This is a genomic window from Pseudomonas sp. CROZ-RG-20F-R04-15, assembly GCF_022662375.1.
GTDB lineage: Bacteria > Pseudomonadota > Gammaproteobacteria > Pseudomonadales > Pseudomonadaceae > Aquipseudomonas.
Genome location: NZ_JAKNQL010000001.1, coordinates 221,306 through 246,218, shown reverse-complemented (window position 1 = coordinate 246,218; position 24,913 = coordinate 221,306). Strand labels below are relative to the sequence as shown.

27 protein-coding genes are annotated in these 24,913 nt (G+C 58.9%); 13 read left to right on the top strand and 14 right to left on the bottom strand.

Annotation, left to right across the window (positions count from 1 at the left end):
- Window positions 1–113: 113 nt before the first annotated feature.
- The 3 genes from cysN to L8H52_RS01020 all read right to left on the bottom strand — a co-directional run bounded on the left by cysN (window position 114) and on the right by L8H52_RS01020 (window position 3,947).
- Window positions 114–2,012, bottom strand: coding sequence for a sulfate adenylyltransferase subunit CysN (cysN, locus tag L8H52_RS01030; RefSeq protein WP_242205253.1), 1,899 nt, complete (start codon window positions 2,010–2,012; stop codon window positions 114–116).
- 9 nt (window positions 2,013–2,021) lie between these two features.
- Window positions 2,022–2,939: a sulfate adenylyltransferase subunit CysD gene (gene cysD, locus L8H52_RS01025; protein ID WP_007912374.1), complete on the bottom strand. Its 918-nt coding sequence runs from the start codon at window positions 2,937–2,939 to the stop codon at window positions 2,022–2,024.
- A gap of 249 nt (window positions 2,940–3,188) precedes the next feature.
- Complete coding sequence (locus L8H52_RS01020) at window positions 3,189–3,947, bottom strand: Nif3-like dinuclear metal center hexameric protein (RefSeq protein WP_242205255.1); 759 nt, start codon at window positions 3,945–3,947, stop codon at window positions 3,189–3,191.
- 103 nt (window positions 3,948–4,050) lie between these two features.
- Between L8H52_RS01020 and algW the strand changes: the two genes are divergently transcribed.
- The 3 genes from algW (at window position 4,051) to L8H52_RS01005 (ending at window position 8,134) form a co-directional block, all read left to right on the top strand.
- Window positions 4,051–5,208 (top strand): Do family serine endopeptidase AlgW, encoded by a 1,158-nt coding sequence (gene algW / locus L8H52_RS01015; protein WP_064119375.1) that lies wholly within the window; start codon window positions 4,051–4,053, stop codon window positions 5,206–5,208.
- Between the two features lie 88 nt (window positions 5,209–5,296).
- Entirely contained in the window at window positions 5,297–7,402 is a 2,106-nt protein-coding gene (locus tag L8H52_RS01010) for a TonB-dependent siderophore receptor (RefSeq protein WP_242205257.1), read from the top strand.
- A gap of 12 nt (window positions 7,403–7,414) precedes the next feature.
- Entirely contained in the window at window positions 7,415–8,134 is a 720-nt protein-coding gene (locus L8H52_RS01005) for a DUF4198 domain-containing protein (protein WP_242205259.1), read from the top strand.
- Between the two features lie 511 nt (window positions 8,135–8,645).
- On the opposite strand, the gene hisC is transcribed toward L8H52_RS01005, so the two are convergent.
- From hisC to L8H52_RS00955, 10 genes are all read right to left on the bottom strand, one after another.
- Window positions 8,646–9,698 (bottom strand): histidinol-phosphate transaminase, encoded by a 1,053-nt coding sequence (gene hisC, locus L8H52_RS01000; protein ID WP_242205261.1) that lies wholly within the window; start codon window positions 9,696–9,698, stop codon window positions 8,646–8,648.
- 2 nt (window positions 9,699–9,700) lie between these two features.
- Complete coding sequence (gene hisD, locus L8H52_RS00995; RefSeq protein ID WP_242205263.1) at window positions 9,701–11,038, bottom strand: histidinol dehydrogenase; 1,338 nt, start codon at window positions 11,036–11,038, stop codon at window positions 9,701–9,703.
- A gap of 125 nt (window positions 11,039–11,163) precedes the next feature.
- A complete protein-coding gene (gene hisG, locus L8H52_RS00990) occupies window positions 11,164–11,799 on the bottom strand; it encodes an ATP phosphoribosyltransferase (protein ID WP_007912384.1) in 636 nt (211 codons plus the stop codon).
- Window positions 11,800–11,926: 127 nt separating this feature from the next.
- The gene (gene murA, locus L8H52_RS00985) at window positions 11,927–13,192 is read right to left on the bottom strand and encodes a UDP-N-acetylglucosamine 1-carboxyvinyltransferase (RefSeq protein ID WP_016984147.1); all 1,266 of its coding nucleotides are present in this window, start codon (window positions 13,190–13,192) and stop codon (window positions 11,927–11,929) included.
- Window positions 13,193–13,214: 22 nt separating this feature from the next.
- Window positions 13,215–13,454 (bottom strand): BolA family protein, encoded by a 240-nt coding sequence (locus L8H52_RS00980; protein WP_007912386.1) that lies wholly within the window; start codon window positions 13,452–13,454, stop codon window positions 13,215–13,217.
- Between the two features lie 115 nt (window positions 13,455–13,569).
- A complete protein-coding gene (locus L8H52_RS00975; protein WP_242205265.1) occupies window positions 13,570–13,875 on the bottom strand; it encodes an STAS domain-containing protein in 306 nt (101 codons plus the stop codon).
- Entirely contained in the window at window positions 13,872–14,525 is a 654-nt protein-coding gene (locus L8H52_RS00970) for an ABC transporter substrate-binding protein (RefSeq protein ID WP_242205267.1), read from the bottom strand. The genes L8H52_RS00975 and L8H52_RS00970 overlap by 4 nt, the downstream gene beginning before the upstream one ends.
- Before the next feature lie 11 nt (window positions 14,526–14,536).
- Window positions 14,537–15,004, bottom strand: a complete 468-nt coding sequence (mlaD, locus tag L8H52_RS00965) for an outer membrane lipid asymmetry maintenance protein MlaD (RefSeq protein WP_007912400.1) — start codon at window positions 15,002–15,004, stop codon at window positions 14,537–14,539.
- Window positions 15,004–15,801, bottom strand: a complete 798-nt coding sequence (gene mlaE, locus L8H52_RS00960; protein WP_242205269.1) for a lipid asymmetry maintenance ABC transporter permease subunit MlaE — start codon at window positions 15,799–15,801, stop codon at window positions 15,004–15,006. Before mlaE ends, mlaD begins: the two co-directional genes overlap by 1 nt.
- Window positions 15,801–16,610 carry an ATP-binding cassette domain-containing protein gene (locus L8H52_RS00955; protein ID WP_242205272.1) on the bottom strand — a complete coding sequence of 270 codons (810 nt, stop codon included), beginning with the start codon at window positions 16,608–16,610 and terminating at the stop codon, window positions 15,801–15,803. The genes mlaE and L8H52_RS00955 overlap by 1 nt, the downstream gene beginning before the upstream one ends.
- 275 nt (window positions 16,611–16,885) lie before the next feature.
- Here L8H52_RS00955 and L8H52_RS00950 point away from each other — a divergent pair, with 275 nt between their 5' ends.
- The 10 genes from L8H52_RS00950 (at window position 16,886) to L8H52_RS00905 (ending at window position 23,912) form a co-directional block, all read left to right on the top strand.
- Window positions 16,886–17,860: a KpsF/GutQ family sugar-phosphate isomerase gene (locus tag L8H52_RS00950; protein ID WP_007912405.1), complete on the top strand. Its 975-nt coding sequence runs from the start codon at window positions 16,886–16,888 to the stop codon at window positions 17,858–17,860.
- Window positions 17,860–18,384 (top strand): HAD family hydrolase, encoded by a 525-nt coding sequence (locus tag L8H52_RS00945; RefSeq protein ID WP_007912407.1) that lies wholly within the window; start codon window positions 17,860–17,862, stop codon window positions 18,382–18,384. Before L8H52_RS00950 ends, L8H52_RS00945 begins: the two co-directional genes overlap by 1 nt.
- An 8-nt stretch (window positions 18,385–18,392) precedes the next feature.
- The gene (lptC, locus tag L8H52_RS00940) at window positions 18,393–18,965 is read left to right on the top strand and encodes an LPS export ABC transporter periplasmic protein LptC (protein WP_242205274.1); all 573 of its coding nucleotides are present in this window, start codon (window positions 18,393–18,395) and stop codon (window positions 18,963–18,965) included.
- Window positions 18,952–19,497 (top strand): lipopolysaccharide transport periplasmic protein LptA, encoded by a 546-nt coding sequence (gene lptA, locus L8H52_RS00935; RefSeq protein WP_064119365.1) that lies wholly within the window; start codon window positions 18,952–18,954, stop codon window positions 19,495–19,497. Before lptC ends, lptA begins: the two co-directional genes overlap by 14 nt.
- Window positions 19,497–20,222 (top strand): LPS export ABC transporter ATP-binding protein, encoded by a 726-nt coding sequence (gene lptB, locus L8H52_RS00930; protein WP_008085069.1) that lies wholly within the window; start codon window positions 19,497–19,499, stop codon window positions 20,220–20,222. Before lptA ends, lptB begins: the two co-directional genes overlap by 1 nt.
- Before the next feature lie 187 nt (window positions 20,223–20,409).
- Window positions 20,410–21,903 (top strand): RNA polymerase factor sigma-54, encoded by a 1,494-nt coding sequence (locus tag L8H52_RS00925; protein ID WP_242205276.1) that lies wholly within the window; start codon window positions 20,410–20,412, stop codon window positions 21,901–21,903.
- A gap of 73 nt (window positions 21,904–21,976) precedes the next feature.
- Window positions 21,977–22,285 (top strand): ribosome-associated translation inhibitor RaiA, encoded by a 309-nt coding sequence (gene raiA / locus L8H52_RS00920; protein WP_008085073.1) that lies wholly within the window; start codon window positions 21,977–21,979, stop codon window positions 22,283–22,285.
- A gap of 11 nt (window positions 22,286–22,296) precedes the next feature.
- Entirely contained in the window at window positions 22,297–22,761 is a 465-nt protein-coding gene (ptsN, locus tag L8H52_RS00915) for a PTS IIA-like nitrogen regulatory protein PtsN (protein WP_242205278.1), read from the top strand.
- A 2-nt stretch (window positions 22,762–22,763) separates the two neighbouring features.
- Window positions 22,764–23,621: an RNase adapter RapZ gene (gene rapZ / locus L8H52_RS00910; protein WP_242205280.1), complete on the top strand. Its 858-nt coding sequence runs from the start codon at window positions 22,764–22,766 to the stop codon at window positions 23,619–23,621.
- A 15-nt stretch (window positions 23,622–23,636) separates the two neighbouring features.
- The gene (locus L8H52_RS00905) at window positions 23,637–23,912 is read left to right on the top strand and encodes an HPr family phosphocarrier protein (RefSeq protein ID WP_242205282.1); all 276 of its coding nucleotides are present in this window, start codon (window positions 23,637–23,639) and stop codon (window positions 23,910–23,912) included.
- A 94-nt stretch (window positions 23,913–24,006) separates the two neighbouring features.
- Here the strand turns inward: L8H52_RS00905 and L8H52_RS00900 are convergent, their stop codons facing one another.
- A complete protein-coding gene (locus L8H52_RS00900) occupies window positions 24,007–24,900 on the bottom strand; it encodes a ZIP family metal transporter (RefSeq protein ID WP_242205283.1) in 894 nt (297 codons plus the stop codon).
- Window positions 24,901–24,913 lie beyond the last annotated feature (13 nt).

Genomic DNA, 24,913 nt, shown 5'->3' with positions numbered 1-24,913 from the left:
AGATAACGCTTTCGCGAGCAGGCTCGCTCCCACAGTTTTGATCGCCGTATGCCGAATAAAAAAGCCCGCCGATGATTACTCATCGGCGGGCTTTTTTATTCGGTAGCTAACGCTTAGATCGCACCACGTTTACGCAGCAGATCCAGCACTTGCTTGACGCTCTCTTCCAGACTCAGCGTCTGCGTGTCGATCACCAGATCGGCATTCAGCGGCACGTCGTACGGGAAGGATTCGCCCGGGATGTTGTCGCCAGCGGCGGCATACAGACCTTGCGGATCACGCTCGGCGCACACGGACGGCGAAGCCTGCACGTAGACCGTCAGCAGACGATCCTTGCCGATCAGATCCTTGGCCTGCTCACGCCCTTCAGCACTCGGCGCAACGAACGCAGCCAACGTCAGCAGACCGGCTTCGTTGAATTGACGCGCAACGTGCGCGGCACGACGCCAGTTCTCGGTACGACCGGCGCGATCCTGTGGCAGACCTTTGTTGAGGTCGTGACGCAGGTTCTGCCCATCCAGCACAAACACTGCACGGCCCATGTCGAACAGCTTGCGCTCGACTGCATAAGCCAGCGTGCTCTTGCCCGCGCCCGACAGGCCGCTGAACAGCACGGTCGCCGGTTGCTGGCCGAAGCGCTGAGCACGTTCTTCAGTAGCAACGTGGGCCAGTTTGCCGTGATGCGTGGCAGTGCCATGCGACACAGGCTGCGCGACGATCATGCCGGCGCCGACGGTGCCGTTGGTCAAGCGGTCGATGATAATGAACGCGCCGGTAGTGCGGTTGCTTTCGTAACCGTCGAGGGCGATCGGCGCGTCGAGCGCGATCTTCACCTTGCCGATTTCGTTGAGCTGCAACGCGCTCGCCGGGCCTTCTTCAAGGGTGTTGACGTCGACCTTGTTGACGATGCTGGCAATCGAGCCCGGCACGTAACTGGTAGCGCGTTTGATGTCGTATTTCTTGCCCGGCAGCATCGGCTCTTCAGCCATCCACACCAGCATCGCTTCGAAGCTGTCGGTGACCGGCGGCACGTTGTCGGCATGCACCAACAGGTCGCCACGGGAGATGTCGATTTCGTCTTCCATGGTCAGCGTTACAGCCTGACCTGGACCTGCGTGTTCCAGTTCACCTTCGAAGGTGACGATGGATTTCACCCGGCTGCTTTTGCCCGACGGCAACACCACGACTTCGTCGCCCTTCTTGACGATGCCGCTGGCCAGCGTGCCGGCGAAACCACGGAAGTTCAGGTTCGGACGGTTGACGTACTGCACCGGGAAACGCAGATCGGTGAAGTTGCGATCGCCCGCGACTTCCACGGTCTCGAGGATTTCCATCAGCGACTGGCCTTTGTACCAAGGCGAGCGCTCGGACTTGTTCACCACGTTGTCGCCCTTGAGGGCAGACATCGGCACGAAGTGCATGCTGGTCGGCTTCATCTTCAAGCCTTCGGCGAACTTCAGGTAGTCAGCCTTGATCGACTCGAACACGCCTTCATCGAAGCCCTTCAAGTCCATCTTGTTGATGGCGACGACGATGTGTTTGATCCCCAGCAACGAGGCGATGAAGCTGTGGCGACGGGTCTGGGTCTGCACGCCGTAACGCGCGTCGACCAGAATGATCGCCAGGTCACAGGTGGACGCACCGGTGGCCATGTTGCGGGTGTACTGCTCATGGCCGGGGGTATCGGCGATGATGAATTTGCGTTTGGCGGTGGAGAAATAGCGGTAGGCAACATCGATGGTGATGCCCTGCTCGCGCTCGGCCTGCAAGCCGTCGACCAGCAACGCCAGGTCGATGTCGTCACCGGTGGTGCCGACTTTCTTCGAGTCGCGGGTGATCGCTTCGAGGTGATCTTCGTAGATCATTTTCGAGTCGTGCAGCAGGCGCCCGATCAGGGTGCTCTTGCCGTCATCGACGTTACCGCAGGTCAAAAAGCGCAGCAGTTCTTTACGTTCGTGCTGGCCCAGGTAGGCGAGGATGTCCTCGCTGATCAAATCAGAAACATGCGACATGACAGCCCCTTAGAAATAGCCTTGACGTTTTTTATCTTCCATCGAGCCTGCGCCATCGTGGTCGATGACACGGCCCTGGCGCTCGGAAGTTCGCGTCAGGAGCATTTCCTGGATGATGTCCGTGAGGCTTTCGGCCTCGGACTCCACGGCGCCCGTCAACGGGTAGCAGCCAAGGGTACGGAAACGCACTTTCTTTTTGACGATGCGCGCTTTGTCTTCATCGGACAGGTGCTCGAGGATGCGCTCGTCGTCGATCATGATCAGCGTGCCGTTCTTCTCGATCACTTCGCGTTCGGCGGCGAAGTACAGCGGCACAATCGGGATGCCTTCGAGGTAGATGTACTGCCAGATGTCCAGCTCGGTCCAGTTCGACAACGGGAACACACGAATGGACTCGCCCTTGTTGACCTTGCCGTTGTAGACGTTCCACAGTTCCGGGCGCTGGTTTTTCGGGTCCCAACGATGCTTGCTGTCGCGGAACGAGTACACACGCTCTTTGGCGCGGGATTTCTCTTCATCGCGACGGGCACCGCCGAACGCTGCGTCGAAACCATGCTTGTCGAGTGCCTGTTTCAGGCCCTCGGTTTTCATGATGTCGGTGTGCTTGGCGCTGCCGTGGGTGAACGGGTTGATGTTCTGCGCCACGCCATCGGGGTTGATGTGGGTGATCAGGTCCAGGCCCAGTTCTTCGACCATCTTGTCGCGGAACTTGTACATCTCCTGGAATTTCCAGCGGGTGTCGACGTGCATCACCGGAAACGGCAGTTTGCCCGGGAAGAACGCCTTGCGTGCCAGGTGCAGCATCACGGCGGAGTCTTTACCGATGGAGTACAGCATCACCGGGTTATCGAACTCGGCGGCCACCTCGCGGATGATGTGGATGCTTTCCGCCTCCAGCTGTTTCAGATGCGTCAGTTTGTCGACCATGGCTACTCACGAAAACTTTCTTATGAACGGCCAGCGGGCCGTGTTCGAGCGAGAAATCCTAGCACAGCGGCCTCTTCTAATCAGGACGCCAACTAGATCGAAAGGGTATATGAATATGCCTGCCAGTTCGGCCGAGCAGTTCCCCTATGGGAGCGAGCCTGATCGCGAAAGCGGTGTGTCAGGCACCTTTGTATTGAAAGTCTGACGCCTTCGCGAGCAGGCTCGCTCCCACAGGGATTTGTGGTGAATTCAGATCGGATTCGGGCAATCGATGAAGATGTGTTCGACGGCAAAGCGTTTCGCCAGGTAGTCGCCCAGCGCCTGCACGCCGTAGCGTTCGGTGGCGTGATGACCGGCGGCGATGAAGCTGATGTCGTTTTCGCGGGCGCTGTGGAAGGTCTGCTCGGACGCTTCACCGCTCAGGTACAGATCGACACCTGCCGCGACGGCTTGATCGATATAGCCCTGACCGCCACCGGTGCACCAGCCAACCCGACGAATCATCGGATTGCCTTCAATCAACAACGGTTCGCGGCCCATGACATCTTTTACCTTGCGGGCGAAATCGCGCGCGGTCATCGGCTCGTTCAATGAACCGACCAAGCCGACGATTTTCAGATTGTCCGGATCCAGCGGGCCTTCGACAGTGATGTCGAGTTGGCGGGCAAGCTGCACGTTATTGCCGACATCAGGATGCAGATCCAGCGGCAAGTGGTAAGCGAGCAGACTGATGTCGTGCTTGAGCAAGGTCTTCAAGCGACGCTGCTTCATGCCGGTAATGCACGGATTCTCGCCCTTCCAGAAGTAACCATGATGCACCAGCACCAGATCGGCCCCGGCCTCAACGGCGGCATCCAGCAAGGCTTGACTGGCCGTGACGCCACTGACGATACGCATGACCTGCGGACGGCCCTCGACCTGCAAGCCGTTGGGGCAATAATCGGCAATTTTCGCACTGCCAAGGTAACGGTCGGCTTCTTCGACGAGGGTGCTGAGGGCAACGGCCATGAAAGACTCCTAAATATCCCGTTCAGAGGCACGCGCGGCCTCGTATAATGCGCGACATTATGGGCGGTCTGACCCCGCCTGCAACTCTTCCAGGACGTGCTTAATGTTCAAGGCGCTGCGTTTTATGGGCTGGCCGTTGTTGGCCGGCGTGCTTATCGCTCTGTTGATTATTCAGCGTTACCCGCAGTGGGTCGGGCTGCCGAGCCTCGACGTCAACCTGCAACAGGCCCCGCAAACCACCAGCGTGCAGCAGGGACCGGTGTCTTACGCGGACGCGGTGACCATTGCCGCGCCTTCGGTGGTCAACCTCTACACCACCAAAGTCATCAACAAACCGGCGCATCCGCTGTTTGAAGATCCGCAGTTCCGACGTTTCTTCGGTGACAACTCGCCGAAGCAGAAACGCATGGAATCGAGCCTCGGTTCCGGCGTGATCATGAGCCCGGAAGGCTACATCCTCACCAACAACCACGTGACCAGCGGCGCTGATCAGATTGTCGTGGCCCTGAAGGACGGTCGTGAAACCCTCGCCCGCGTCATCGGCAGCGATCCGGAAACCGACCTCGCGGTTCTGAAAATCGATCTGAAAACCCTGCCGGCGATCACGGTCGGCCGCTCTGACAACATTCGTATCGGCGACGTCGCCCTGGCCATTGGCAACCCGTTCGGCGTCGGCCAGACCGTGACCATGGGCATCATCAGCGCCACCGGGCGTAATCAGTTGGGCCTGAACAACTACGAAGACTTCATCCAGACCGACGCGGCGATCAACCCGGGCAACTCCGGCGGCGCGCTGGTCGATGCCAACGGCAACCTGACCGGCATCAACACGGCAATCTTCTCCAAGTCTGGCGGCTCGCAGGGCATCGGTTTTGCCATTCCGGTGAAACTGGCAATGGAAGTGATGAAGTCGATCATCGAGCACGGTCAGGTGATTCGCGGCTGGCTGGGCATTGAAGTGCAGCCGCTGACCCAGGAACTGGCTGAGTCGTTTGGTCTGTCCGGGCGTCCGGGAATTGTTGTGGCGGGGATCTTCCGCGATGGCCCGGCGCAGAAGGCGGGCCTGCAATTGGGCGACGTGATTCTGAGCATCGATGGCGAGCCGGCCGGTGATGGCCGTCGTTCGATGAACCAGGTTGCGCGGATCAAACCGACTGACAAAGTGACAATTCAGGTGATGCGCAACGGCAAAGAGCTGAAGCTCACCGCTGAAATAGGCCTGCGTCCACCGCCGGCGCCAGTGCAGGAAAAAGAAGAGTAAAACTTTTTTCGCGCCAAGCGCGCGAATAAAAGACATTCTCAACAGGCATGTTATATTGTTTCAATTCTAAGAATTGGAACAACATAACATGTCGTCTCGAACAAAGGCCTCCCTGCTCGGTCTGAGCCTCGGCCTGCTGGTCGTTCCAGCCTTCGCCGAAGAACCCAAACCCCTCGAACTCGACGCCATCAGCGTCATCTCCGACTACGAATCGCCGACCGGCCCGGTCAAGGGCTATCGCGCCACACGTTCGTCCAGCGCAACCAAAACCGACGCCGCGATCCGCGATATTCCGCAGGCGATCAGCGTAATACCCGCCAGCGTGCTCAAGGATTTGGGCAGCACCAGCGTCGAGCGCGCGCTGGATTTTGCCGGTGGCGTATCCAAGCAAAACAACTTCGGCGGCCTGACGCTCTACGAATACAGCGTGCGCGGCTTCACCACGTCGGAGTTCTACAAGGACGGCTTCAGTGCCAATCGCGGCTACCCGAGCACACCGGACGCGGCCAACATCGAGCGCATCGAAGTGCTCAAAGGGCCCGCCGCCAGCCTGTACGGCCGAGGCGACCCCGGCGGCACGGTAAACATCGTCACCAAGAAACCGCAGCCCGAAGCCTTCACCACGTTGCAAACCAGCGCCGGCAGTTGGGACCGCTACCGCACCGCGCTGGACGTCAACACGCCACTCGACGAACAAGGTGATGTGCTCTCGCGGATCAACCTCGCGGTCGAAGACAACAACAGTTTTCGCGACCACGTTGACAGCAAACGTGTGTTCGTCGCGCCTTCGATCAGTTGGCAATTGAACCCGGACACCTCGCTGTTGGTGGAAAGCGAAATCGTCCGTCACAGCTCAACCTTTGATCGCGGCATCGTCGCGCCGAACAACAAATGGAGCGGAGTGTCGCGCTCGACCTTCCTCGGCGAACCCAACGACGGCAACATCGATAACCACAACAATCTGCTGCAAGCGACCCTGGAACATCACCTCAACGATAACTGGAAGCTGCGCCTGGCCAGCCACTACAAGGAAGGCAAACTCTGGGGCGACGCCTCCGAATCCCGCCCGTTGAACGCCGATGGGCATACGGTCAACCGCCGCTATCGCGAACGTGACACAAACTGGCACGACAGCATTACCCAACTGGAACTGCGCGGGCTGTTCGACCTCGGCCCCTGGCAACATGAACTGCTGATCGGCACCGAATACGAAAACTTCCGCAAGAACGAGCGCGTTACCACGATTGCCGGCGGCCCTTACGCCATCGACATCTACAAGCCGAGCTACGGTCAGCCAAAACCCAACGGCGCGCGCTCGGGCAGCGACTTTTTCGAACACGTCGAAAGCCATGCGCTGAACCTGCAGGATCAGATTGTCTTCACCGACAAACTGCGCGGGATGATCGGTGCGCGTTTCGAGCATTTCGATCAGCACATCGATGATCACAGTCGCAACACCACGAGCGACCAACGCCACGACGCCCTCACCCAGCGTGCCGGCCTGCTCTATCAACTGACGCCGCAAACGGGCGTGTTCGCCAACGCTTCGACCTCGTTCAAACCGAACAATGGCCTCGACGCGTCTGGCAAATCCTTCGACCCGGAAGAAGGCGTCGGTTACGAAGTCGGGATCAAGAACGAGCTGTTCGACGAGCGCTTGAGCAGCACCCTCGCCTTCTTCCACATCGACAAGGAAAACGTCCTCGCCCTCGACCCGGCCACCGACATCAGCCGCGCCATGGGCAAGGCACGCAGTCGCGGCTTCGACCTGCAAGTCACCGGACAGGTCAGCGACGCGGTACGAATCATTGGTGCCTTTGCCTACATTGACGCCGAAGTGACCCAGGGCGACGCAGTGATTCCCACCGGCAGTCGCATCCTCGGCGTGGCCAAGCGCAGCGGCAGTCTGCTGGGGGTTTATGAGTTTCAAGATGGCCATTTGCGCGGCTCGGACGTCGGCGCAGCGTTCACCTATGTCGGTGACCGCTCGGGAGAATCCGGCAGCGACTTCGAATTGCCGGCTTATCACACCGTCGACTTGCTCGCGCATTACAAAGCCAGCGACAACGTCACTGTCGGCCTGAACCTCAACAACCTCTTCGACGAGAAGTATTACGAGCGCTCCTACAGCAACTACTGGGTCAACCCCGGCGAGCCGCGCAATTTCACCGTCAGCCTGACATTCAATCTGTAAAAGGACGTCACCATGCAATACGGCAAAACCTGTGTGCTCATCGCCGCGCTGTTCGCAGGCCAAGTCTCGGCCCATGGCCTGTGGACCGAGCAACGGCGCGGCAATATCGAAGTGGTCTACGGGCATGGCGCTGAAGACAACGCGTTCAAGGCGCGGAAGATCAGCGGCGCGTGGGCTTATGACGTAGGCGGCAAGATGATTCCGGTCAGCGTTGAGCGCCTGGCCGATCACGCACGACTGAAACCACTGAAGCCCCCCGCTGTGATGGCGGTAGCGCTGAACAACGGCATGTGGTCGCAGACAGCCGACAAGAAGTGGATCAATGAAGGGCGCAGCAAAGTTCCGGGCGCTGTCGAAGCGACGGAGACGTTCAAATACAGTTTGGCGATTTACCAGCCGGGGGCGAAGTTACCCAAGCTTGATCAGATCAAGTTGCTGATTCTGCCGGAGGTTGATCCGCTGACGGTTGGGCCGGGCAAGTCATTGCCGGTGCGGGTGTTGCTCGATGGCAAACCGGCGGCCGGGGTGAAGTTGATTGGCGACTATCGCAGTGCGCCGAACACGCTGAGCACTGAGACTGACAAAGATGGTCGGGCTCAAGTGTTGGTGAGGAATGAAGGGTTGAATGTGATTGCCGCGCAGGTTGAAGTGCCGGTGAAGGACAGTGCGGATGTGGATAGTCGTGGTCTGTTTACCTCACTGACGTTCCTTGGCGAGCCGCATCACGAGTAAAAGCACACCCTCACCCCAGCCCTCTCCCGGAGGGAGAGGGAGCCGACCGCGTTGTCTTGCGAAGTACATCGACCTGAAAGACCGAGTCGATTATGGATTCGGTAAAGCAAGATCAGGTCGATGCAATTCAACAGCATCCCCCAATCAGTCCCCTCTCCCTTTGGGAGTGTATGTACCGGACACAGGGTGGAGGTAGAGGGGCCGACCGAGTTGTCTTGCGAAGTACATCGACCTGAATTACCGAGTCGATTATGGATTCGGTAAAGCAAGTTCAGGTCGGTGCAACTCGGGAGCATCCCCCAATCAGTCCCCTCTCCTTTTGGGAGTGTATGTACCGGACACAGGGTGGAGGTAGAGGGGCCGACCGCGTTGTCTTGCGAAGTACATCGACCTGAATTACCGAGTCGATTATGGATTCGGTAAAGCAAGTTCAGGTCGGTGCAACTCGGGAGCATCCCCCAATCAGTCCCCTCTCCCTCCGGGAGAGGGCTAGGGTGAGGGGCTTTTGCTTTTATAGATCGCCAAGCCCATCGATCAGCGCCTGATTCTGCTCCGGCGTGCCAATCGAAATCCGCAGGAACTGCGCAATCCGCTCCTGCTTGAAGTGCCGCACAATCACGCCCTGCTCGCGCAGCTTGGCCGCCAGCCCCGCCGCGTCATGCTGCGGATGCCGGGCGAAAATGAAGTTCGCCGCCGACGGCAGCACTTCAAATCCTTTGGCCTGCAACTGCGTGATCACCCACTCACGGCTCTCGATGACCAGACGGCAGGTCTTGTCGAAATGCTCGCGATCTTCGAACGCCGCTGCCGCACCGACAATCGCCAGACGATCCAGCGGATAAGAGTTAAAGCTGTTCTTGATCCGCTCCAGCGCTTCGATCAGATCCGGGTGCCCGACTGCCAACCCCACCCGCAGGCCAGCCAGCGAGCGAGACTTGGACAGGGTCTGCGTCACCAGCAGGTTCGGATAACGGTCCACCAGACTGATCGCGGTCTCGCCGCCGAAGTCGATGTACGCCTCGTCTACGACCACCACCGAATCGGGGCTGGCCTTGAGGATCTGCTCGACCGCTTCCAGCGCCAGCAGGCAACCGGTCGGTGCGTTCGGGTTCGGGAAAATGATCCCGCCGTTCGGTTTGGCGTAGTCAGCCGGATCGATCTGGAACTGTGCGTCCAGCGGCACCGCATCGAACTCAATGCCGTACAAGCCGCAATAAACCGGATAGAAGCTGTAGCTGATGTCCGGGAACAGCAGCGGCTGATCGTGCTGCAGCAAACCGTGGAAAATGTGCGCGAGCACTTCATCCGAACCATTACCGAGGAACACTTGATTGCTCTGCACGCCGTAATATTTGGCGACGGCATTTTTCAGCAGATCACTGTTCGGATCCGGGTACAGACGCAAGTTGTCGTTGAGTTCAACCTGCATCGCCGCCAAGGCTTTTGGCGATGGGCCGTACGGGTTTTCGTTGGTGTTGAGCTTGACCAGTTTGGTCAGCTTCGGCTGTTCGCCTGGCACGTACGGCACCAGATCCTTGACGAACGGGCTCCAGAATTTACTCATGCTCATTCCCCCTGCCCTTGAAGAAAGTCTTCGTCTTTGATGCGGTATTCGGCGCTGCGTGCGTGGGCACTCAGCGATTCGCCACGGGCCAGCACGGAGGCGGTTTTACCCAGTTCGGATGCGCCAGCTTCGGAGCAGAAGATGATCGACGAGCGCTTCTGGAAGTCGTACACGCCCAGCGGCGAAGAGAACCGCGCGGTGCCGGAAGTCGGCAATACGTGGTTCGGCCCTGCGCAGTAATCGCCCAGCGCTTCGCAGGTGTGACGACCCATGAAGATCGCGCCGGCGTGGCGGATCTGCGGCAGCCAGGCTTGCGGGTCAGCGACCGACAACTCCAGGTGTTCCGGAGCGATGCGGTTGGCGACTTCGATCGCTTGCGCCATGTCTTTCACATGAATCAGCGCGCCACGGCCATTGATCGAGGTTTCGATGATCGTTGCGCGATCCATGGTCGGCAGCAGTTTGTCGATGCTCGCGGCAACCTTGTCGAGGAACTCGGCGTCCGGGCTGACCAGAATCGCCTGCGCGTCTTCGTCGTGTTCGGCTTGCGAGAACAGGTCCATGGCGATCCAGTCCGGATCGGTCTGGCCGTCGCACACCACGAGGATTTCCGAAGGGCCGGCGATCATGTCGATACCGACTTGACCGAACACGTGGCGCTTGGCCGTGGCGACATAAATGTTGCCCGGGCCAACCACCTTATCGACTTTCGGCACGCTTTCGGTGCCGTAAGCCAAAGCAGCAACCGCTTGCGCACCACCGATGGTGAATACCCGGTCAACGCCAGCAATGCATGCGGCCGCCAGCACCAACTCATTGATCTCACCGCGCGGCGTTGGCACGACCATGACCACTTCGGTCACGCCGGCGACTTTGGCCGGAATCGCGTTCATCAACACCGACGACGGGTACGACGCTTTACCGCCGGGAACGTACAGACCGGCGCGATCCAGTGGCGTGACCTTCTGGCCCAGCACCGTACCGTCGGCTTCGGTGTAGCTCCAGGAATCCTGCTTCTGTTTTTCGTGGTAGCTGCGCACGCGGGCGGCGGCTTTTTCCAGTGCTTCGCGCTGCGCCACGGTGATGCGGGTCAGGGCCAGTTCCAGACGCTCGCGCGGCAGGATCAGGTCAGCCATCGAAGCAACTTCGAGGCCGTCGAACTTCTGGGTGAACTCGACCAGCGCTGCGTCACCGCGTTCGCGCACAGCCTTGATGATGTCCAGCACTCGCTGATTGACCGAGTCGTCAGACACACTTTCCCAGCTCAGCAGATGATCCAGATGATGCGCGAAATCCGGGTCAGCAGCGTTGAGTCGGCGAATTGCAGTCGTTGCGGTCATAGCGAGAGCCTCATAGGAATGGCAAAAACTCAGGCGCCCTAACTTAGCAGTCGTTTCCGCTTGGGCACCTGAGATTCTGGCTATGAGGCGGATAGACGGGCGCGACTTAACGTCGCGCAGGTGAATCAGCCGCGGTGTCGCGATTCCACTGCATTGCGCAGGGTATCGATCAACGCCTGGATACGGGCGTGTTGCATTTTCATCGAAGCCTTGTTGACCACCAGGCGCGAGCTGATCGTGGCGATCAGTTCCTGAGGTTCCAGGCCGTTGGCGCGCAGGGTGTTGCCGGTGTCGACCACGTCGATGATCTTGTCAGCGAGACCGATCAGCGGCGCCAGTTCCATCGAGCCGTAGAGCTTGATGATATCGACCTGACGGCCCTGCTCGGCGTAGTAACGCTTGGCAACGTTGACGAATTTGGTCGCTACGCGCAGACGGCCCTTGGGCTCCGGCGCACCGATCTTGCCGGCAGTCATCAGTTTGCACTGGGCGATTTGCAGGTCCAGTGGCTCGTACAGGCCCTGGCCGGTGTATTCCATCAGCACGTCTTTACCGGCAACGCCGAGGTCAGCCGCGCCATGCTCGACATAGGTCGGCACATCGGTGGCGCGCACGATCAGCAGACGAACGTCGTCCTGCGTAGTGGGGATGATCAGCTTGCGGCTCTTGTCCGGATTCTCGGTCGGCACGATGCCCGCTTCGGCGAGAAGCGGCAGGGTGTCGTCAAGGATGCGGCCCTTGGACAGTGCGATGGTCAACATGGGAAACGTCAGTCCTTATCAAGGTACTCATGTCCGGTCGCAATCGGCGCCGGACACACATCGAGCCGGAAACCGGCTCGACTCAAAACGAATTCAGTGGACACGTCCCTGTGTCCCGATGCAGCAATCAGCCCGGAACGCGACGGATCTTGGCGCCCAGCATCTGCAGTTTTTCTTCGATGCACTCGTAACCACGGTCGATGTGGTAGATGCGGTCGATCAGGGTATCGCCTTCGGCAACCAGAGCCGAGATCACCAGACTGGCCGAAGCACGCAGGTCGGTGGCCATGACTGGCGCGCCCTTGAGGACTTCGGTCCCGGTGACGATGGCGGTGTTGCCTTCGACCTGGATCTTGGCGCCCATGCGGTGCAGCTCGTACACGTGCATGAAACGGTTTTCGAAGATCGTCTCGATCACCGCACCGGTGCCTTCGGCAATGGCGTTGAGCGAGATGAACTGCGCCTGCATGTCAGTCGGGAAAGCCGGGTACGGCGCAGTGCGCACGTTGACCGCTTTCGGACGCTTGCCGTGCATGTTCAGCTCGATCCAGTCTTCACCGCAGGTGATTTCTGCACCGGCTTCACGAAGCTTTTCCAGAACCGCTTCGAGGATGGTCGGATCGGTGTCCTTGACCTTGACGCGGCCGCCGGTCACGGCAGCGGCGACCAGGTAGGTGCCGGTTTCGATACGGTCAGGCATGACCTTATAGAAAGCCGAACCCAGACGCTCGACGCCATCGATGGTGATGGTGTCGGTGCCAGCGCCGGAAACCTTGGCGCCCATGGCGTTGAGGAAGTTCGCGAGGTCAACCACTTCAGGTTCGCGAGCGGCGTTCTGCAACACGCTGCGGCCTTTGGCCAGAGCAGCGGCCATCATGATGTTCTCGGTACCGGTCACACTGACGGTATCGAAGAAGAAGCTTGCACCGCGCAGGCCACCTTCAGGCGCCTTGGCCTTGATGTACCCGCCTTCGACGTCGATGACCGCGCCCATGGCTTCAAGACCACGGATGTGCAGGTCAACCGGACGCGAACCGATGGCGCAACCGCCAGGCAGTGCGACTTCGGCTTCACCGAAACGGGCAACCATCGGGCCCAGCACCAGAATCGACGCACGCATGGTTTTCACCAGTTCGTACGGAGCGATCAGGGTCTTGATGGTGCGCGGGTCGATTTCGACGCTGAGTTTCTCGTCGATCACCGGCTCAATGCCCATGCGACCGAACAGCTCGATCATGGTGGTGATGTCGTGCAGGTGCGGCAGGTTGCCAACGGTCACCGGGCCATCGCACAGCAGCGTGGCCGCCAGGATCGGCAGGGCGGAGTTTTTTGCGCCGGAAATGCGGATCTCGCCATCAAGACGAGCGCCACCGGTAATAATCAATTTATCCATAAGAATCTCGACGCCCTTAGGCTCAGGTGCGCTCGGCCCAGGCCGCGCTGCTGAAAAATTTCATAGTGACCGCATGGATGCTGCCATCGGTGATCCATGGGTTCAAATGGGCATAGATCTGCTGCTGACGCTTCACCGGGCTCAACGCCGCCAGTTCATCGCTAATCACGTTCAGCTGGAAATTGCAGCCTTCGCCCTCAACTTCTACCAACGTTCCGGGCAGCTTTCCTTCAAGGAAGCTCTTCACTTCTACGGCCTGCATGCTCAACCTCAATCGGCGCCCTGTGCGCACGGGTCGGACATCATACAAAAAAGCCCCGCGCCTGCGAACCCCGCAAGGCAGGACTCTGACGGGGGGCTTCTTTATAGATGCGGGTTCAGGGGTGCGCCAACAGTTCGGTCAGTTCACTGACCTGAGCGATTTCGCGCATATCTTCGGGCATCGCGCGGATGCTGACAGCCTTGCCGGCCGCATTGGCATCGCGCATGAAGCACAGCAGCAATGACAAACCGACGCTGCTGGACTTCTTCACCGCCGAGCAGTCGATCACCAGCGAAGACGCCTTGCTGGACTTGATCAACGCCTGGCCTTCCTTGCGCAAGTCCGCGCCGGTACGGTAATCCAGCACTCCGCTGAGCAGAAGCTCGTCGACATCACTCATACGAACTGCGGCCTCATTCATTGCGCTGGCTTCGCGGCAGACTTGTCAGTTTCTTCCTTGGCCTTGGCCACTTCACCGGCCCAACCATTGATGGTCTTGTCCAGGTCGTTGCCATTGCGCTGCATGGCGTCGGCGAACTGATCACGGAACAGCTTGCCGATGTTGATGCCGTTGATGATCACGTTGCGCAGTTTCCACTCGCCGTTGATCTTCTCGAGCGTGTACTGCACAGGGTAGATCGCACCGTTAGTGCCCTTGACGGTCATGCCGACGCTGGTGCGATCGCCCGACTCATCCTTGGCCGGATCAACAGTAATGCCCTGATTGTTGTATTCGAGCAAGGCGTTGCCGTAGAACTGGAACAGGCCTTTCTTGAAGTTTTCCTGGAAGGTCTGCATCTGCGCAGGCGTAGCCTTGCGCGAATACTTGACCGTCATGATGCTTTTGGAAATGCCCTCGGCATCCACCACCGGACCGACGATGGTGTTCAGCGCCGTGTAGAAATCCTGCGGATCCTGCTTGTACTTCTCTTTGTTGGCCGACAAGTCGGCAAGCATCCGGTTCGTGGTGTCCTGAACCAGATCATGCGCAGACTGTGCCGCCACAGCGTTACCCATCAGAGGCAATGCCGCGAGCAACACCAACAGGCCACGTCGCAAGGTAGAGATCATTCAAAAGCTCCTCATTTGGCGTCTTTGCTAACGGTATTGAGCAGGAATTTACCGATCAGGTCTTCCAGTACCAGAGACGACTGCGTGTCGTGGATGGTTCCACCATCCTTCAGCGGTTTGTCTTCTCCGCCTACGCTGATACCGATGTACTTCTCGCCCAGCAGACCAGCGGTCAGGATAGACGCTGTGGAGTCAGTCGGCAGGTTGTCGACCTTTTTATCCACTTGCAGGGTGACTCGACCGGTAAAGCTGTCGCGATCCAGATCGATCGCCGTGACCTTGCCGATGGTCACACCGGCCATGGTCACTTTGGCTCTGACCGTCAAACCGGCGATATTGTCGAAGTAGGCATACAGTTTATAGGTGTCGGTGGTCGACGTCGGAGACAGGCCACTGACCCGCAACGCAAGCAGCAACAAGGCCAGGATCCCTGCCAGCAGGAACAGGCCGACACCGATTTCCAGGGTGCGGTTTTGCATCAGAAATCTCCAAACATCAAAGCGGTCAGAATAAAGTCGAGGCCGAGCACTGCCAGCGAGGCAAACACCACGGTCTTGGTGGTGGCGCGACTGATGCCCTCGGAAGTGGGCTCACAGTCATAGCCTTGGAATACGGCGATCCAGGTCACTACAAAGGCGAAAACGACACTTTTGATCACGCCATTGAGCACGTCACTGGTGAAGTTCACGCTGTTCTGCATGTTCGCCCAATAAGAGCCTTCATACACACCCAGCCAGTCGACAGCCACCCACGAACCGCCCCAGATGCCGACCACGCTGAAAATCATTGCCAGCACCGGCAGGGAAATGAAGCCGGCCCACAGGCGCGGGGCAATGATGTACTTGAGCGGATCGACGCCGATCATTTCCAGGCTGGAAAGCTGTTCGGTGGACTTCATGTTGCCGATCTCGGCAGTCAGTGCCGAACCGGCACGACCGGCGAACAACAGCGCCGTCACCACCGGACCCAGTTCACGCAACAGGGTAAGAGCAACCATCTGCCCCACAGCCTGCTCCGAACCGTAGCTCGACAGAATGCTGAAGCCCTGCAGGGCCAGCACCATGCCGATGAAAATCCCCGAAACGACGATGATCACCAGCGACATTACGCCGACCGAGTGCAACTGTTTGACCAGCAGACTGAAACCGCCGCTGATACCGCCACGCCCCAACAGGGCATGAAACAGGAACAACGTCGCCCGACCGAACACCGCGACGGCGTCGACCGCCGCCTCGCCGAACCGGCGCACGCGTTCTATTAATGAAATTCTGCGCATCAGCGCTTCCCCAGAAGATCTGCGCGGTAATCCGTCGCTGGAAAATGGTACGGCACCGGGCCATCGGGATCGCCGGTCATGAACTGACGGATACGCGGCTCGTCCGAGTTCATCAACTCGTCCGGCGTACCCTGCCCCAGCACCTGACCGTCGCCGACGACATAGATGTAGTCGGCAATGCTCGCGGTTTCCGCCAGATCGTGGGACACCACAATGCTGGTGATCCCCAGTGCATCATTGAGCAAACGGATCAGACGGACCAGCACGCCCATGGCGATCGGGTCCTGCCCGACGAACGGTTCGTCGTACATGAGAATCTGCGGATCGAGCGCAATTGCCCGCGCCAGAGCAACTCGACGCTTCATACCGCCGGACAGCTCATCGGGCATCAATTCGATTGCGCCGCGCAGACCGACCGCCTGCAATTTGAGCAGGACGATGTCGCGGATCATTTCTTCCGGCAAATCGGTATGAACACGCAGGGGGAAAGCCACGTTCTCGAACACATCGAGATCGGTGAACAGTGCGCCGCTTTGAAACAGCACACCCATGTGCTTTCGCGCATCGAACAGATCGCTGCGCGAAAGCGCAGGCAGGTTCTGGCCGTTGACCCAGACTTCGCCGCTGGAAGGACGCAGTTGCGCGCCCATCAATCGCAGCAATGTGGTCTTGCCACACCCGGAAGGCCCCATGATGCCGGTGACCTTGCCGCGCGGGATGCGAATATCGACGTTATTGAAAATGCTGCGCGCACCGCGCTTGAAGGAGACTCCCTTCAGCTCGACCGCGTAGGCGTTATCGGCACTCATCTAAACTCCTTGCGATGCAGCCTCTCACTCGGACGCCTGTCTTTACTTAAAAAGTACGTACACCCCGGGCAGGCCGAACTGGCGGCGAACTATATCACTGCAAAGGCGACGCGCCCAAGGCTTGTGCCAGCCTGTGTTCGGCGATATGACAGGTCTGCGGGTTGTTTTTCCCGGTTTTGGTAACGAGGAATGACAAAGCACGACGAACTTGCGTGAGGCTTTGCAACATAACCGCTATAATCGCCGCCTTTTCATCGGGCTATACGATTTCTGACATGAGCCAATCCAGCGACCTGATTCAATCGGCACAACGCACCATCCAACTCGAAGTGGAAGCCGTACAAGGCTTGTTGCCCCATATCGACGCCGATTTCGTACGTGCTTGCGAGATGATTCTGGCCAGCAAGGGCCGTGTAGTCGTGGTCGGCATGGGCAAATCCGGGCACATCGGCAACAAGATCGCCGCGACCCTGGCCAGCACCGGCACCCCGGCCTTTTTTGTCCACCCGGCCGAAGCCAGCCATGGCGACATGGGCATGATCACTCGCGATGACGTGATCCTGGCCCTGTCGAATTCCGGCTCGACCAACGAAATCGTCACCTTGCTGCCGCTGATCAAGCGTCTGGGCATCCAGTTGATCAGCGTCACCGGCAACCCGCAGTCACCGCTGGCGAAGGCGGCCGAGGTCAATCTCAACGTGCACGTCGAGCATGAAGCCTGCCCGCTGAATCTGGCGCCGACCTCATCGACGACAGCGGCACTGGTGATGGGTGATGCGCTGGCCGTAGCGTTACTGGAAGCACGCGGCTTCACCGCTGAAGATTTCGCGTTCTCGCACCCGGGCGGAGCCTTGGGCCGTCGCCTGCTGCTGAAAGTGGAAAACGTCATGCACGCCGGACAGGAGCTGCCACAAGTACAACGCGGCACGCTGCTCAAGGACGCACTGATGGAAATGACCCGTAAAGGTCTGGGCATGACCGTCATCCTTGAAACTGACGGTAAACTGGCCGGGATCTTCACTGACGGCGATCTGCGCCGCACGCTGGATCGCAGCATCGATATTCGCAGCGCCACCATCGATCAGGTCATGACCGCTCACGGCAAGACTGCCCGCCCCGAAATGCTGGCCGCCGAAGCCCTGAAAATCATGGAAGACCACCGAATCAACGCATTGGTAGTCGTAGACGAGGAAGATCGCCCGGTCGGCGCCTTCAACCTTTCCGATCTGCTGCGCGCAGGAGTCATGTAATGAGCAACGATCTGCTGCAACGCGGCAAAGCGATCAAACTGGCGGTTTTCGACGTCGACGGTGTTCTCACCGACGGACGCCTGTATTTCCTTGAAGACGGCAGCGAATTCAAGACCTTCAATACCCTCGACGGCCAGGGCATCAAAATGTTGATGAACGCCGGCGTGCAGACCGCCATCATCAGCGGTCGCAAGACACCAGTGGTCGAACGTCGCGCGAAAAACCTCGGCATCCCGCACCTGTTTCAGGGGCGCGAAGACAAATTGGTCGTTCTCGACGGTCTTCTCGAGCAACTGGGCCTAAGCTATGAAGAGGTTGCCTACCTCGGTGACGACCTGCCTGATCTGCCGGTGATTCGTCGCGTAGGTCTAGGCATGGCCGTGGCCAACGCTGCCGACTTCGTCCGCGAACACGCCCATGGCGTGACCCGCGCTCGCGGTGGCGAAGGTGCTGCCCGCGAATTCTGCGAATTGATCCTGCGCGCCCAGGGCCGCCTCGATGCGGCCAACGCCGCGTACCTGTGAGCCAAACCATGTTCAGCAAAAAATTTCGTAACTTCCTGCTGTTCGGCTGCATCGCTGCGATTTTCGCCGCGGTCGGCTATTGGAATATCAGCCCGGAACGCTTTCTCGACAAACCACCGGCCACCTCGGTGGAAACGCCTATCGACTGGTATGCGACCAACACGCACACCCTGCAATACCTGCCGGATGGCAAGGTGCAATATGAAATGACGTCTGAAAAGGCCGAGCACGTGAAGGCAACCGACATCACGCTCGTGACCAAACCCGATCTGAATATGTACCGCGGAACGGAATTTCCGTGGCACGTGACCAGTGAGCGCGGCGAAGTCAACTCGGGCGGCACCGAAGTCGAACTGATCGACTCGGTACGCGTTGCGCGCACCGATGAAAAGAAGCGTGACATCCTGATCACTTCCACTCGCATGACCGTGTTCCCGCAGCAGGAATATGCGCAGACCGAGCAACCCGTTAGAATCGACGGCGCTGGCGGTGTATCGACTGGCGTTGGAATGAAAGCGTACCTGAAGGAAAGCAGGATACACCTGCTATCGAACGTAAGAGGACAGTATGAGGCTCGTTAAAACCCTCCCTATTTTGCTCAGTCTGGGCGCAGCACTGGGAAGCGTGAGCGCCTGGGCCCTGCCGAACGATCAGCAGCAACCTATCCGCATTCAAGCCGACGACGCCCAACTGGACGACAAGAACGGCATCGCCACTTATAAAGGTGATGTGATCATCACCCAGGGCTCGATGAAGGTCACCGGCAATACCGTGACCATCACTCGTACCCCGGCCGGCGATATCGACGTGGTGACGTCGGTAGGCAACCTTGCCTACTTCGAGCAATTGCAAACTCAAGGTGACACCAAGCCCGTACAGGGCTGGGGCGTGACGATCCAGTACCACGCCGCGCAAAACCGCGTCGTGCTTATCGACAAGGCCAAGGTGGTCGACAAAGACAACAACACGACTCAGGGCGAGAAAATCGTCTATGACACCGTGAAGAAACTGGCCAGCGCCGGTCGCGCTACCGGCAGCAAGGTCACCGAGGCGCGTCCACGCATCGACATGGTGATCCAGCCGAAGAAGAAAACCGACGAGAAAACCCAGTAATGGCAACTCTGAAAGCTCAGCACCTGGCCAAGGCCTATAAAAGCCGCCAGGTCGTGCGTGACGTCAGCCTGTCGATCGACAGCGGCCAGATCGTCGGCCTGCTCGGCCCGAACGGTGCCGGCAAGACCACGTGCTTCTACATGATCGTCGGCCTGGTGCAGGCCGATCAGGGCCGCGTGCTGATCGACGATCTGGACGTCAGCCATCAGCCAATGCACGGTCGCGCCAAGGCCGGTATCGGCTATCTGCCGCAAGAAGCGTCGATCTTCCGCAAACTGTCGGTGGCCGATAACATCATGGCCATCCTCGAGACCCGTCAGGAACTCGACAAGGCCGGCCGTCGCAAGGAGCTGGAAAGCCTGCTGCAGGAATTCCACATCAGCCACATCCGCGACAACCTCGGCATGAGCCTTTCCGGCGGTGAACGCCGCCGGGTGGAAATCGCTCGCGCACTGGCGACCGCACCGAAATTCATCCTGCTCGACGAACCGTTCGCCGGTGTCGACCCGATTTCGGTCGGCGACATCAAGCAGATCATCCACCATCTCAAGGCCAAGGGTATCGGTGTGCTGATCACCGACCACAACGTCCGTGAGACGCTGGACATCTGCGAAACCGCTTACATCGTCAACGATGGTCAACTGATCGCCGAAGGCGACGCAGAAACCATCCTGGCCAACGATCTGGTCAAGGAAGTGTATCTGGGCCACGAGTTCCGCCTGTAAGCGCAACAGTGCCCGGTGCGCCGCCGGGGCGCTGTATCGATTCAAGCAGGATTTAATACGCTTTAATTGTTACAGCGCTCTAGGCAAACACTTCAGTTTCAGGCATATAATTTGCTTAAGTTTGGCGCTTCGGCGCCCTGTAGTGGATGGCGCATAGCGCCGGCGAATAAGGTGTTAAGCCCCTGCCATGAAACCATCGCTAGTCTTGAGAATGGGCCAGCAGCTGACGATGACACCGCAGTTGCAACAGGCCATCCGCCTGCTCCAATTGTCGACCCTGGATCTGCAACAGGAAATCCAGGAGGCGCTGGAATCCAATCCGATGCTCGAACGCCAGGAAGAAGGCGAAGACTTCGACAATTCCGACCCTATGGCCGACAACGCCGAACAGAAGCCCAACACCGAGATCCAGGAACCTTCCTATCAGGAAACCGCCCCGACGGTCGACAACCTCGAGGACGGCGAATGGAACGAGCGCATCCCCAACGAACTTCCGGTCGACACCGCCTGGGAAGACGTCTACCAGACCAGCGCCAGCAGCCTGCCCAGCAACGATGATGACGAGTGGGACTTCACCACCCGCACCTCTGCCGGCGAGAGCCTGCAAAGCCATTTGCTGTGGCAGCTGAATCTCGCACCGATGTCCGACACCGATCGCCTGATCGCCGTGACCCTGATCGATTGCATCAACAATCAGGGCTACCTGGACGAAACCCTCGAAGAAATTCTTGAGGCGTTCGACCCGGAACTGGACATCGAACTGGACGAAATCGAAGCCGTCCTGCACCGCATTCAACAGTTCGAACCAGCCGGCATCGGTGCGCGCAACCTCGGCGAATGCCTGTTGCTGCAATTGCGCCAGCTATCGGCCAAGACACCTTGGCTGGCTGAAGCGAAACGTCTGGTTACCGACTACATCGACCTGCTGGGCAGCCGCGACTACAGCCAGTTGATGCGCCGCATGAAGCTCAAGGAAGATGAACTGCGTCAGGTCATCGAACTGGTGCAGAGCCTTAATCCGCGTCCAGGTTCGCAGATCGAATCCACCGAAGCCGAATACGTTGTGCCAGACGTCATTGTGCGCAAGGACAATGAGCGCTGGCTGGTCGAGCTGAACCAGGAATCGGTGCCACGCCTGCGCGTCAACGCCCAGTACGCGGGTTTCGTCCGTCGCGCCGACACCAGCGCCGACAACACCTTCATGCGTAACCAGTTGCAGGAAGCCCGCTGGTTCATCAAGAGCCTGCAGAGCCGCAACGAAACCCTGATGAAAGTTGCCACCCAGATCGTCGAGCATCAGCGCGGTTTTCTGGAATACGGCGACGAAGCCATGAAGCCGTTGGTCCTGCACGACATCGCCGAAGCCGTCGGCATGCACGAGTCAACGATTTCGCGGGTGACCACGCAGAAATTCATGCATACCCCACGCGGTATTTATGAGCTGAAATACTTTTTCTCCAGCCACGTCAGCACCTCCGAAGGCGGCGAATGCTCGTCCACGGCGATCCGCGCGATCATCAAAAAACTGGTTGCCGCGGAAAATCAGAAAAAGCCGTTGAGTGACAGCAAGATCGCTGGTTTACTGGAGGCACAAGGCATTCAGGTGGCTCGCCGCACCGTCGCCAAGTACCGCGAATCCCTCGGGATCGCGCCTTCGAGCGAACGCAAGCGGTTGATGTAAGCCACGTTACAGCGTTCCAGTGGCAGGCTATCCAGCCTGCCGCTTTATGCACTGGCAACGAAGGAGAAGCTGTATGCAAGTCAACATCAGTGGACACCAACTGGAAGTGACCCAACCTCTGCGTTCCTATATCGAGGAAAAACTCCAACGACTGGAGCGACATTTCGACAAGATCACCAACGTGCAGGTCACGATGTGCGTCGAAAAGCTGAAGCAGAAAATCGAAGCCACCTTGCATATACCCGGCAGCGAAGTGGTCGCCAACGCGGAACATACCGATATGTACGCGGCGATCGACGCCTTGACCGACAAGCTGGATAAACAACTCAAAAAGCATAAGGAAAAGACCCAGAGCCTGCTCCAGGGCGCGACCGGTCGATAACCCCCCACCCCATGATCCGACTTGAAAGTATCCTGACCCCCGGCCGTTCTCTCGTGAACGTGCCGGGCGGCAGTAAAAAGAAAGCCCTCGAACAAATTGCCAACCTGATCGCCCGCGAAGTGCCGGATCTGGAGATGCAAGATGTCTTCGAGGCACTGATTGCCCGTGAAAAACTCGGTTCCACCGGTTTTGGCAACGGCATCGCCATTCCTCACTGTCGCCTCAAGGGTTGCGAAGCGCCTATCAGTGCGCTGATGCACCTTGAAGCACCTATTGATTTCGACGCCATCGACGGTGCGCCGGTTGATCTGCTGTTCGTATTGCTGGTCCCGGAAGCCGCCACCGATGCGCACCTGGAGTTGCTGCGTCAGATCGCCAGCATGCTCGACCGCAAGGATGTGCGCGATAAACTGCGTAACGCCAAGAGCAACGAAGCCTTGTATCAGGTTGTCCTGGACGAGCAGAACGGGCACTAATCATGCGCTTGATCATCGTCAGCGGCCGTTCCGGCTCGGGTAAAAGTACGGCTCTGGATGTCCTTGAGGACAACGGCTATTACTGCATCGACAACCTGCCGGCAGGCTTGCTGCCGGAATTGGCCGAACGCGCGCTGATTCACACTGAGCTGGCGCAACCGCTGGTGGCCGTATCGATCGATGCGCGCAACTTGCCGAGTCATCTGACGCGCTTTCCCGAACTGCTTGAAGATGTCCGGGCCAAGCACATCCAGTGCGATGTCCTGTATCTGGACGCCGACGAAGAAACCCTGCTCAAGCGTTTCTCCGAAACCCGTCGTCGCCATCCGCTGAGCAACGCCAATCGCTCGCTGGCCGAGGCGATTCAGGATGAAACCGCCCTGCTCGGCCCGATCGCCGACCTCGCCGATCTGAAAATCAACACCACCAATCTGAACCTGTACCAGTTGCGCGACACCATCAAGCTGCGCCTGCTGAATCAGCCGGAGCCGGGCACCGCGTTCCTGGTCGAATCATTCGGCTTCAAGCGCGGCATGCCGGTAGACGCGGATCTGGTGTTCGATGTGCGCTGCCTGCCCAATCCGTACTGGAAGCCGGAACTGCGTGCGCAATCAGGTCTCGATGCGCCAGTGGCCGAATACCTCGCGGCGCAGCCGGAAGTCGAAGAAATGTTCCAGGACATCTTCACCTACCTGCACAAATGGCTGCCGCGTTTCGCCGCGAGCAACCGTGCCTACGTCACCATTGCCATTGGCTGCACCGGCGGGCATCACCGCTCCGTCTACCTGACCGAACGCCTGGGTCAGGCCCTGCAGAAAACCCTGAAGAATGTCCAGGTTCGCCACCGCGACCTCACTTAAAGGATTCACACCGCGATGCCTGCTCTGGAAATCGAAATCATCAACAAGCTGGGCCTGCATGCCCGCGCATCGGCCAAGTTTGTCGGAGTGGCCGGGCAGTATCCGGATTGCACAATCAGAGTGGGCCGCACGCCAGAGACTACCGTCGATGGCAAAAGCATCATGGCGATGATGATGCTGGCGGCTGGCAAGGGCACCAGGATCTATTTGAGTACTGAAGGGCATCAGGAACAGGAAGCGCTCGATGCGCTGGTGGCGTTGATCAACAACTACTTCGATGAAGGCGGCTGACAGCCAAAATAGAAAGATCGCAGCCTTCGGCAGCTCCTGCATTGGAATGGGTTCCCGGTAGGAGTTGCCGCAGGCTGCGATCTTTTGATCTGCTTCAACCCAATGCCGTATCCATCACCATCATCAAACAAAACCCGCTCAACAAGCCAAGACTGGCCAGTTTGTCATGACCATTGCGTCGCGACTCGGGAATGACCTCGTGGGTCACCACCAGCAACATTGCCCCTGCCGCCAGTGCCAGCCCTAACGGCAACAACACCTGCGCCAGGCTGACCAGCCATGCACAAAGCAGGGCAAACACCGGTTCGACCAGACCAGACGCCGCGCCGATCAAAAACGCTTTGACCCGCGACATCCCCGCCCCGGCCAATACCAGCGCAATCACCAGACCTTCCGGTACATCCTGCAAAGCAATGCCCATCGCGAGGCTGTCCGCATCCGGCATGCCGCCGCCTGCAGAAACACCAACCGCCATGCCTTCAGGGATGTTGTGGGCAATGATGGCGAAGACGAACAGCCAGATTCGCGGCGGGATCACCGGATGCTCGACGGTGCCGACGAGCATTTCCGGGGATGCACCTGAAACCTTGAGATCGACCAGATACAACCCGAATGCACCGAGCATGATGCCGAAACAGATCAGGCCACTGGCCCCCCACGGTGTCAGGCCCAGGCTTTCGGCGGCGGCAATTCCCGGTACGATCAGCGAAAACGCCGTCGCCGCCAGCATCACCCCGGCACCAAAACCCAGCAACGTATCGCTGAGCGCTTGCGGCATACGCCGAATCACCAGCACCGGCACAGCGCCAAGCGCCGTGCCGAGGGCGCAGATCGCACCGCCCTGCAACGCTCGCAACAGCCTCGGCTCCAGATTCAGCCATTCCAGCCCGTGGGTGACCAACAAGGTCATGCCCGCCAACAGCAACAGCGACCCCACTGCGTAACGAAACATACGCCCACTTCCGATCGCCAGTGTTTCAGTGCCCATAGTCAGCCTTGGA

Coding starts and splice junctions, on each gene's coding strand:
- cysN (WP_242205253.1), bottom strand. CDS start 2,012: ATGTCGCATGTTTCTGATTTGATCAGCGAGGACATCCTCGCCTACCTG.
- cysD (WP_007912374.1), bottom strand. CDS start 2,939: ATGGTCGACAAACTGACGCATCTGAAACAGCTGGAGGCGGAAAGCATC.
- L8H52_RS01020 (WP_242205255.1), bottom strand. CDS start 3,947: ATGGCCGTTGCCCTCAGCACCCTCGTCGAAGAAGCCGACCGTTACCTT.
- algW (WP_064119375.1), top strand. CDS start 4,051: ATGTTCAAGGCGCTGCGTTTTATGGGCTGGCCGTTGTTGGCCGGCGTG.
- L8H52_RS01010 (WP_242205257.1), top strand. CDS start 5,297: ATGTCGTCTCGAACAAAGGCCTCCCTGCTCGGTCTGAGCCTCGGCCTG.
- L8H52_RS01005 (WP_242205259.1), top strand. CDS start 7,415: ATGCAATACGGCAAAACCTGTGTGCTCATCGCCGCGCTGTTCGCAGGC.
- hisC (WP_242205261.1), bottom strand. CDS start 9,698: ATGAGTAAATTCTGGAGCCCGTTCGTCAAGGATCTGGTGCCGTACGTG.
- hisD (WP_242205263.1), bottom strand. CDS start 11,038: ATGACCGCAACGACTGCAATTCGCCGACTCAACGCTGCTGACCCGGAT.
- hisG (WP_007912384.1), bottom strand. CDS start 11,799: ATGTTGACCATCGCACTGTCCAAGGGCCGCATCCTTGACGACACCCTG.
- murA (WP_016984147.1), bottom strand. CDS start 13,192: ATGGATAAATTGATTATTACCGGTGGCGCTCGTCTTGATGGCGAGATC.
- L8H52_RS00980 (WP_007912386.1), bottom strand. CDS start 13,454: ATGCAGGCCGTAGAAGTGAAGAGCTTCCTTGAAGGAAAGCTGCCCGGA.
- L8H52_RS00975 (WP_242205265.1), bottom strand. CDS start 13,875: ATGAATGAGGCCGCAGTTCGTATGAGTGATGTCGACGAGCTTCTGCTC.
- L8H52_RS00970 (WP_242205267.1), bottom strand. CDS start 14,525: ATGATCTCTACCTTGCGACGTGGCCTGTTGGTGTTGCTCGCGGCATTG.
- mlaD (WP_007912400.1), bottom strand. CDS start 15,004: ATGCAAAACCGCACCCTGGAAATCGGTGTCGGCCTGTTCCTGCTGGCA.
- mlaE (WP_242205269.1), bottom strand. CDS start 15,801: ATGCGCAGAATTTCATTAATAGAACGCGTGCGCCGGTTCGGCGAGGCG.
- L8H52_RS00955 (WP_242205272.1), bottom strand. CDS start 16,610: ATGAGTGCCGATAACGCCTACGCGGTCGAGCTGAAGGGAGTCTCCTTC.
- L8H52_RS00950 (WP_007912405.1), top strand. CDS start 16,886: ATGAGCCAATCCAGCGACCTGATTCAATCGGCACAACGCACCATCCAA.
- L8H52_RS00945 (WP_007912407.1), top strand. CDS start 17,860: ATGAGCAACGATCTGCTGCAACGCGGCAAAGCGATCAAACTGGCGGTT.
- lptC (WP_242205274.1), top strand. CDS start 18,393: ATGTTCAGCAAAAAATTTCGTAACTTCCTGCTGTTCGGCTGCATCGCT.
- lptA (WP_064119365.1), top strand. CDS start 18,952: ATGAGGCTCGTTAAAACCCTCCCTATTTTGCTCAGTCTGGGCGCAGCA.
- lptB (WP_008085069.1), top strand. CDS start 19,497: ATGGCAACTCTGAAAGCTCAGCACCTGGCCAAGGCCTATAAAAGCCGC.
- L8H52_RS00925 (WP_242205276.1), top strand. CDS start 20,410: ATGAAACCATCGCTAGTCTTGAGAATGGGCCAGCAGCTGACGATGACA.
- raiA (WP_008085073.1), top strand. CDS start 21,977: ATGCAAGTCAACATCAGTGGACACCAACTGGAAGTGACCCAACCTCTG.
- ptsN (WP_242205278.1), top strand. CDS start 22,297: ATGATCCGACTTGAAAGTATCCTGACCCCCGGCCGTTCTCTCGTGAAC.
- rapZ (WP_242205280.1), top strand. CDS start 22,764: ATGCGCTTGATCATCGTCAGCGGCCGTTCCGGCTCGGGTAAAAGTACG.
- L8H52_RS00905 (WP_242205282.1), top strand. CDS start 23,637: ATGCCTGCTCTGGAAATCGAAATCATCAACAAGCTGGGCCTGCATGCC.
- L8H52_RS00900 (WP_242205283.1), bottom strand. CDS start 24,900: ATGGGCACTGAAACACTGGCGATCGGAAGTGGGCGTATGTTTCGTTAC.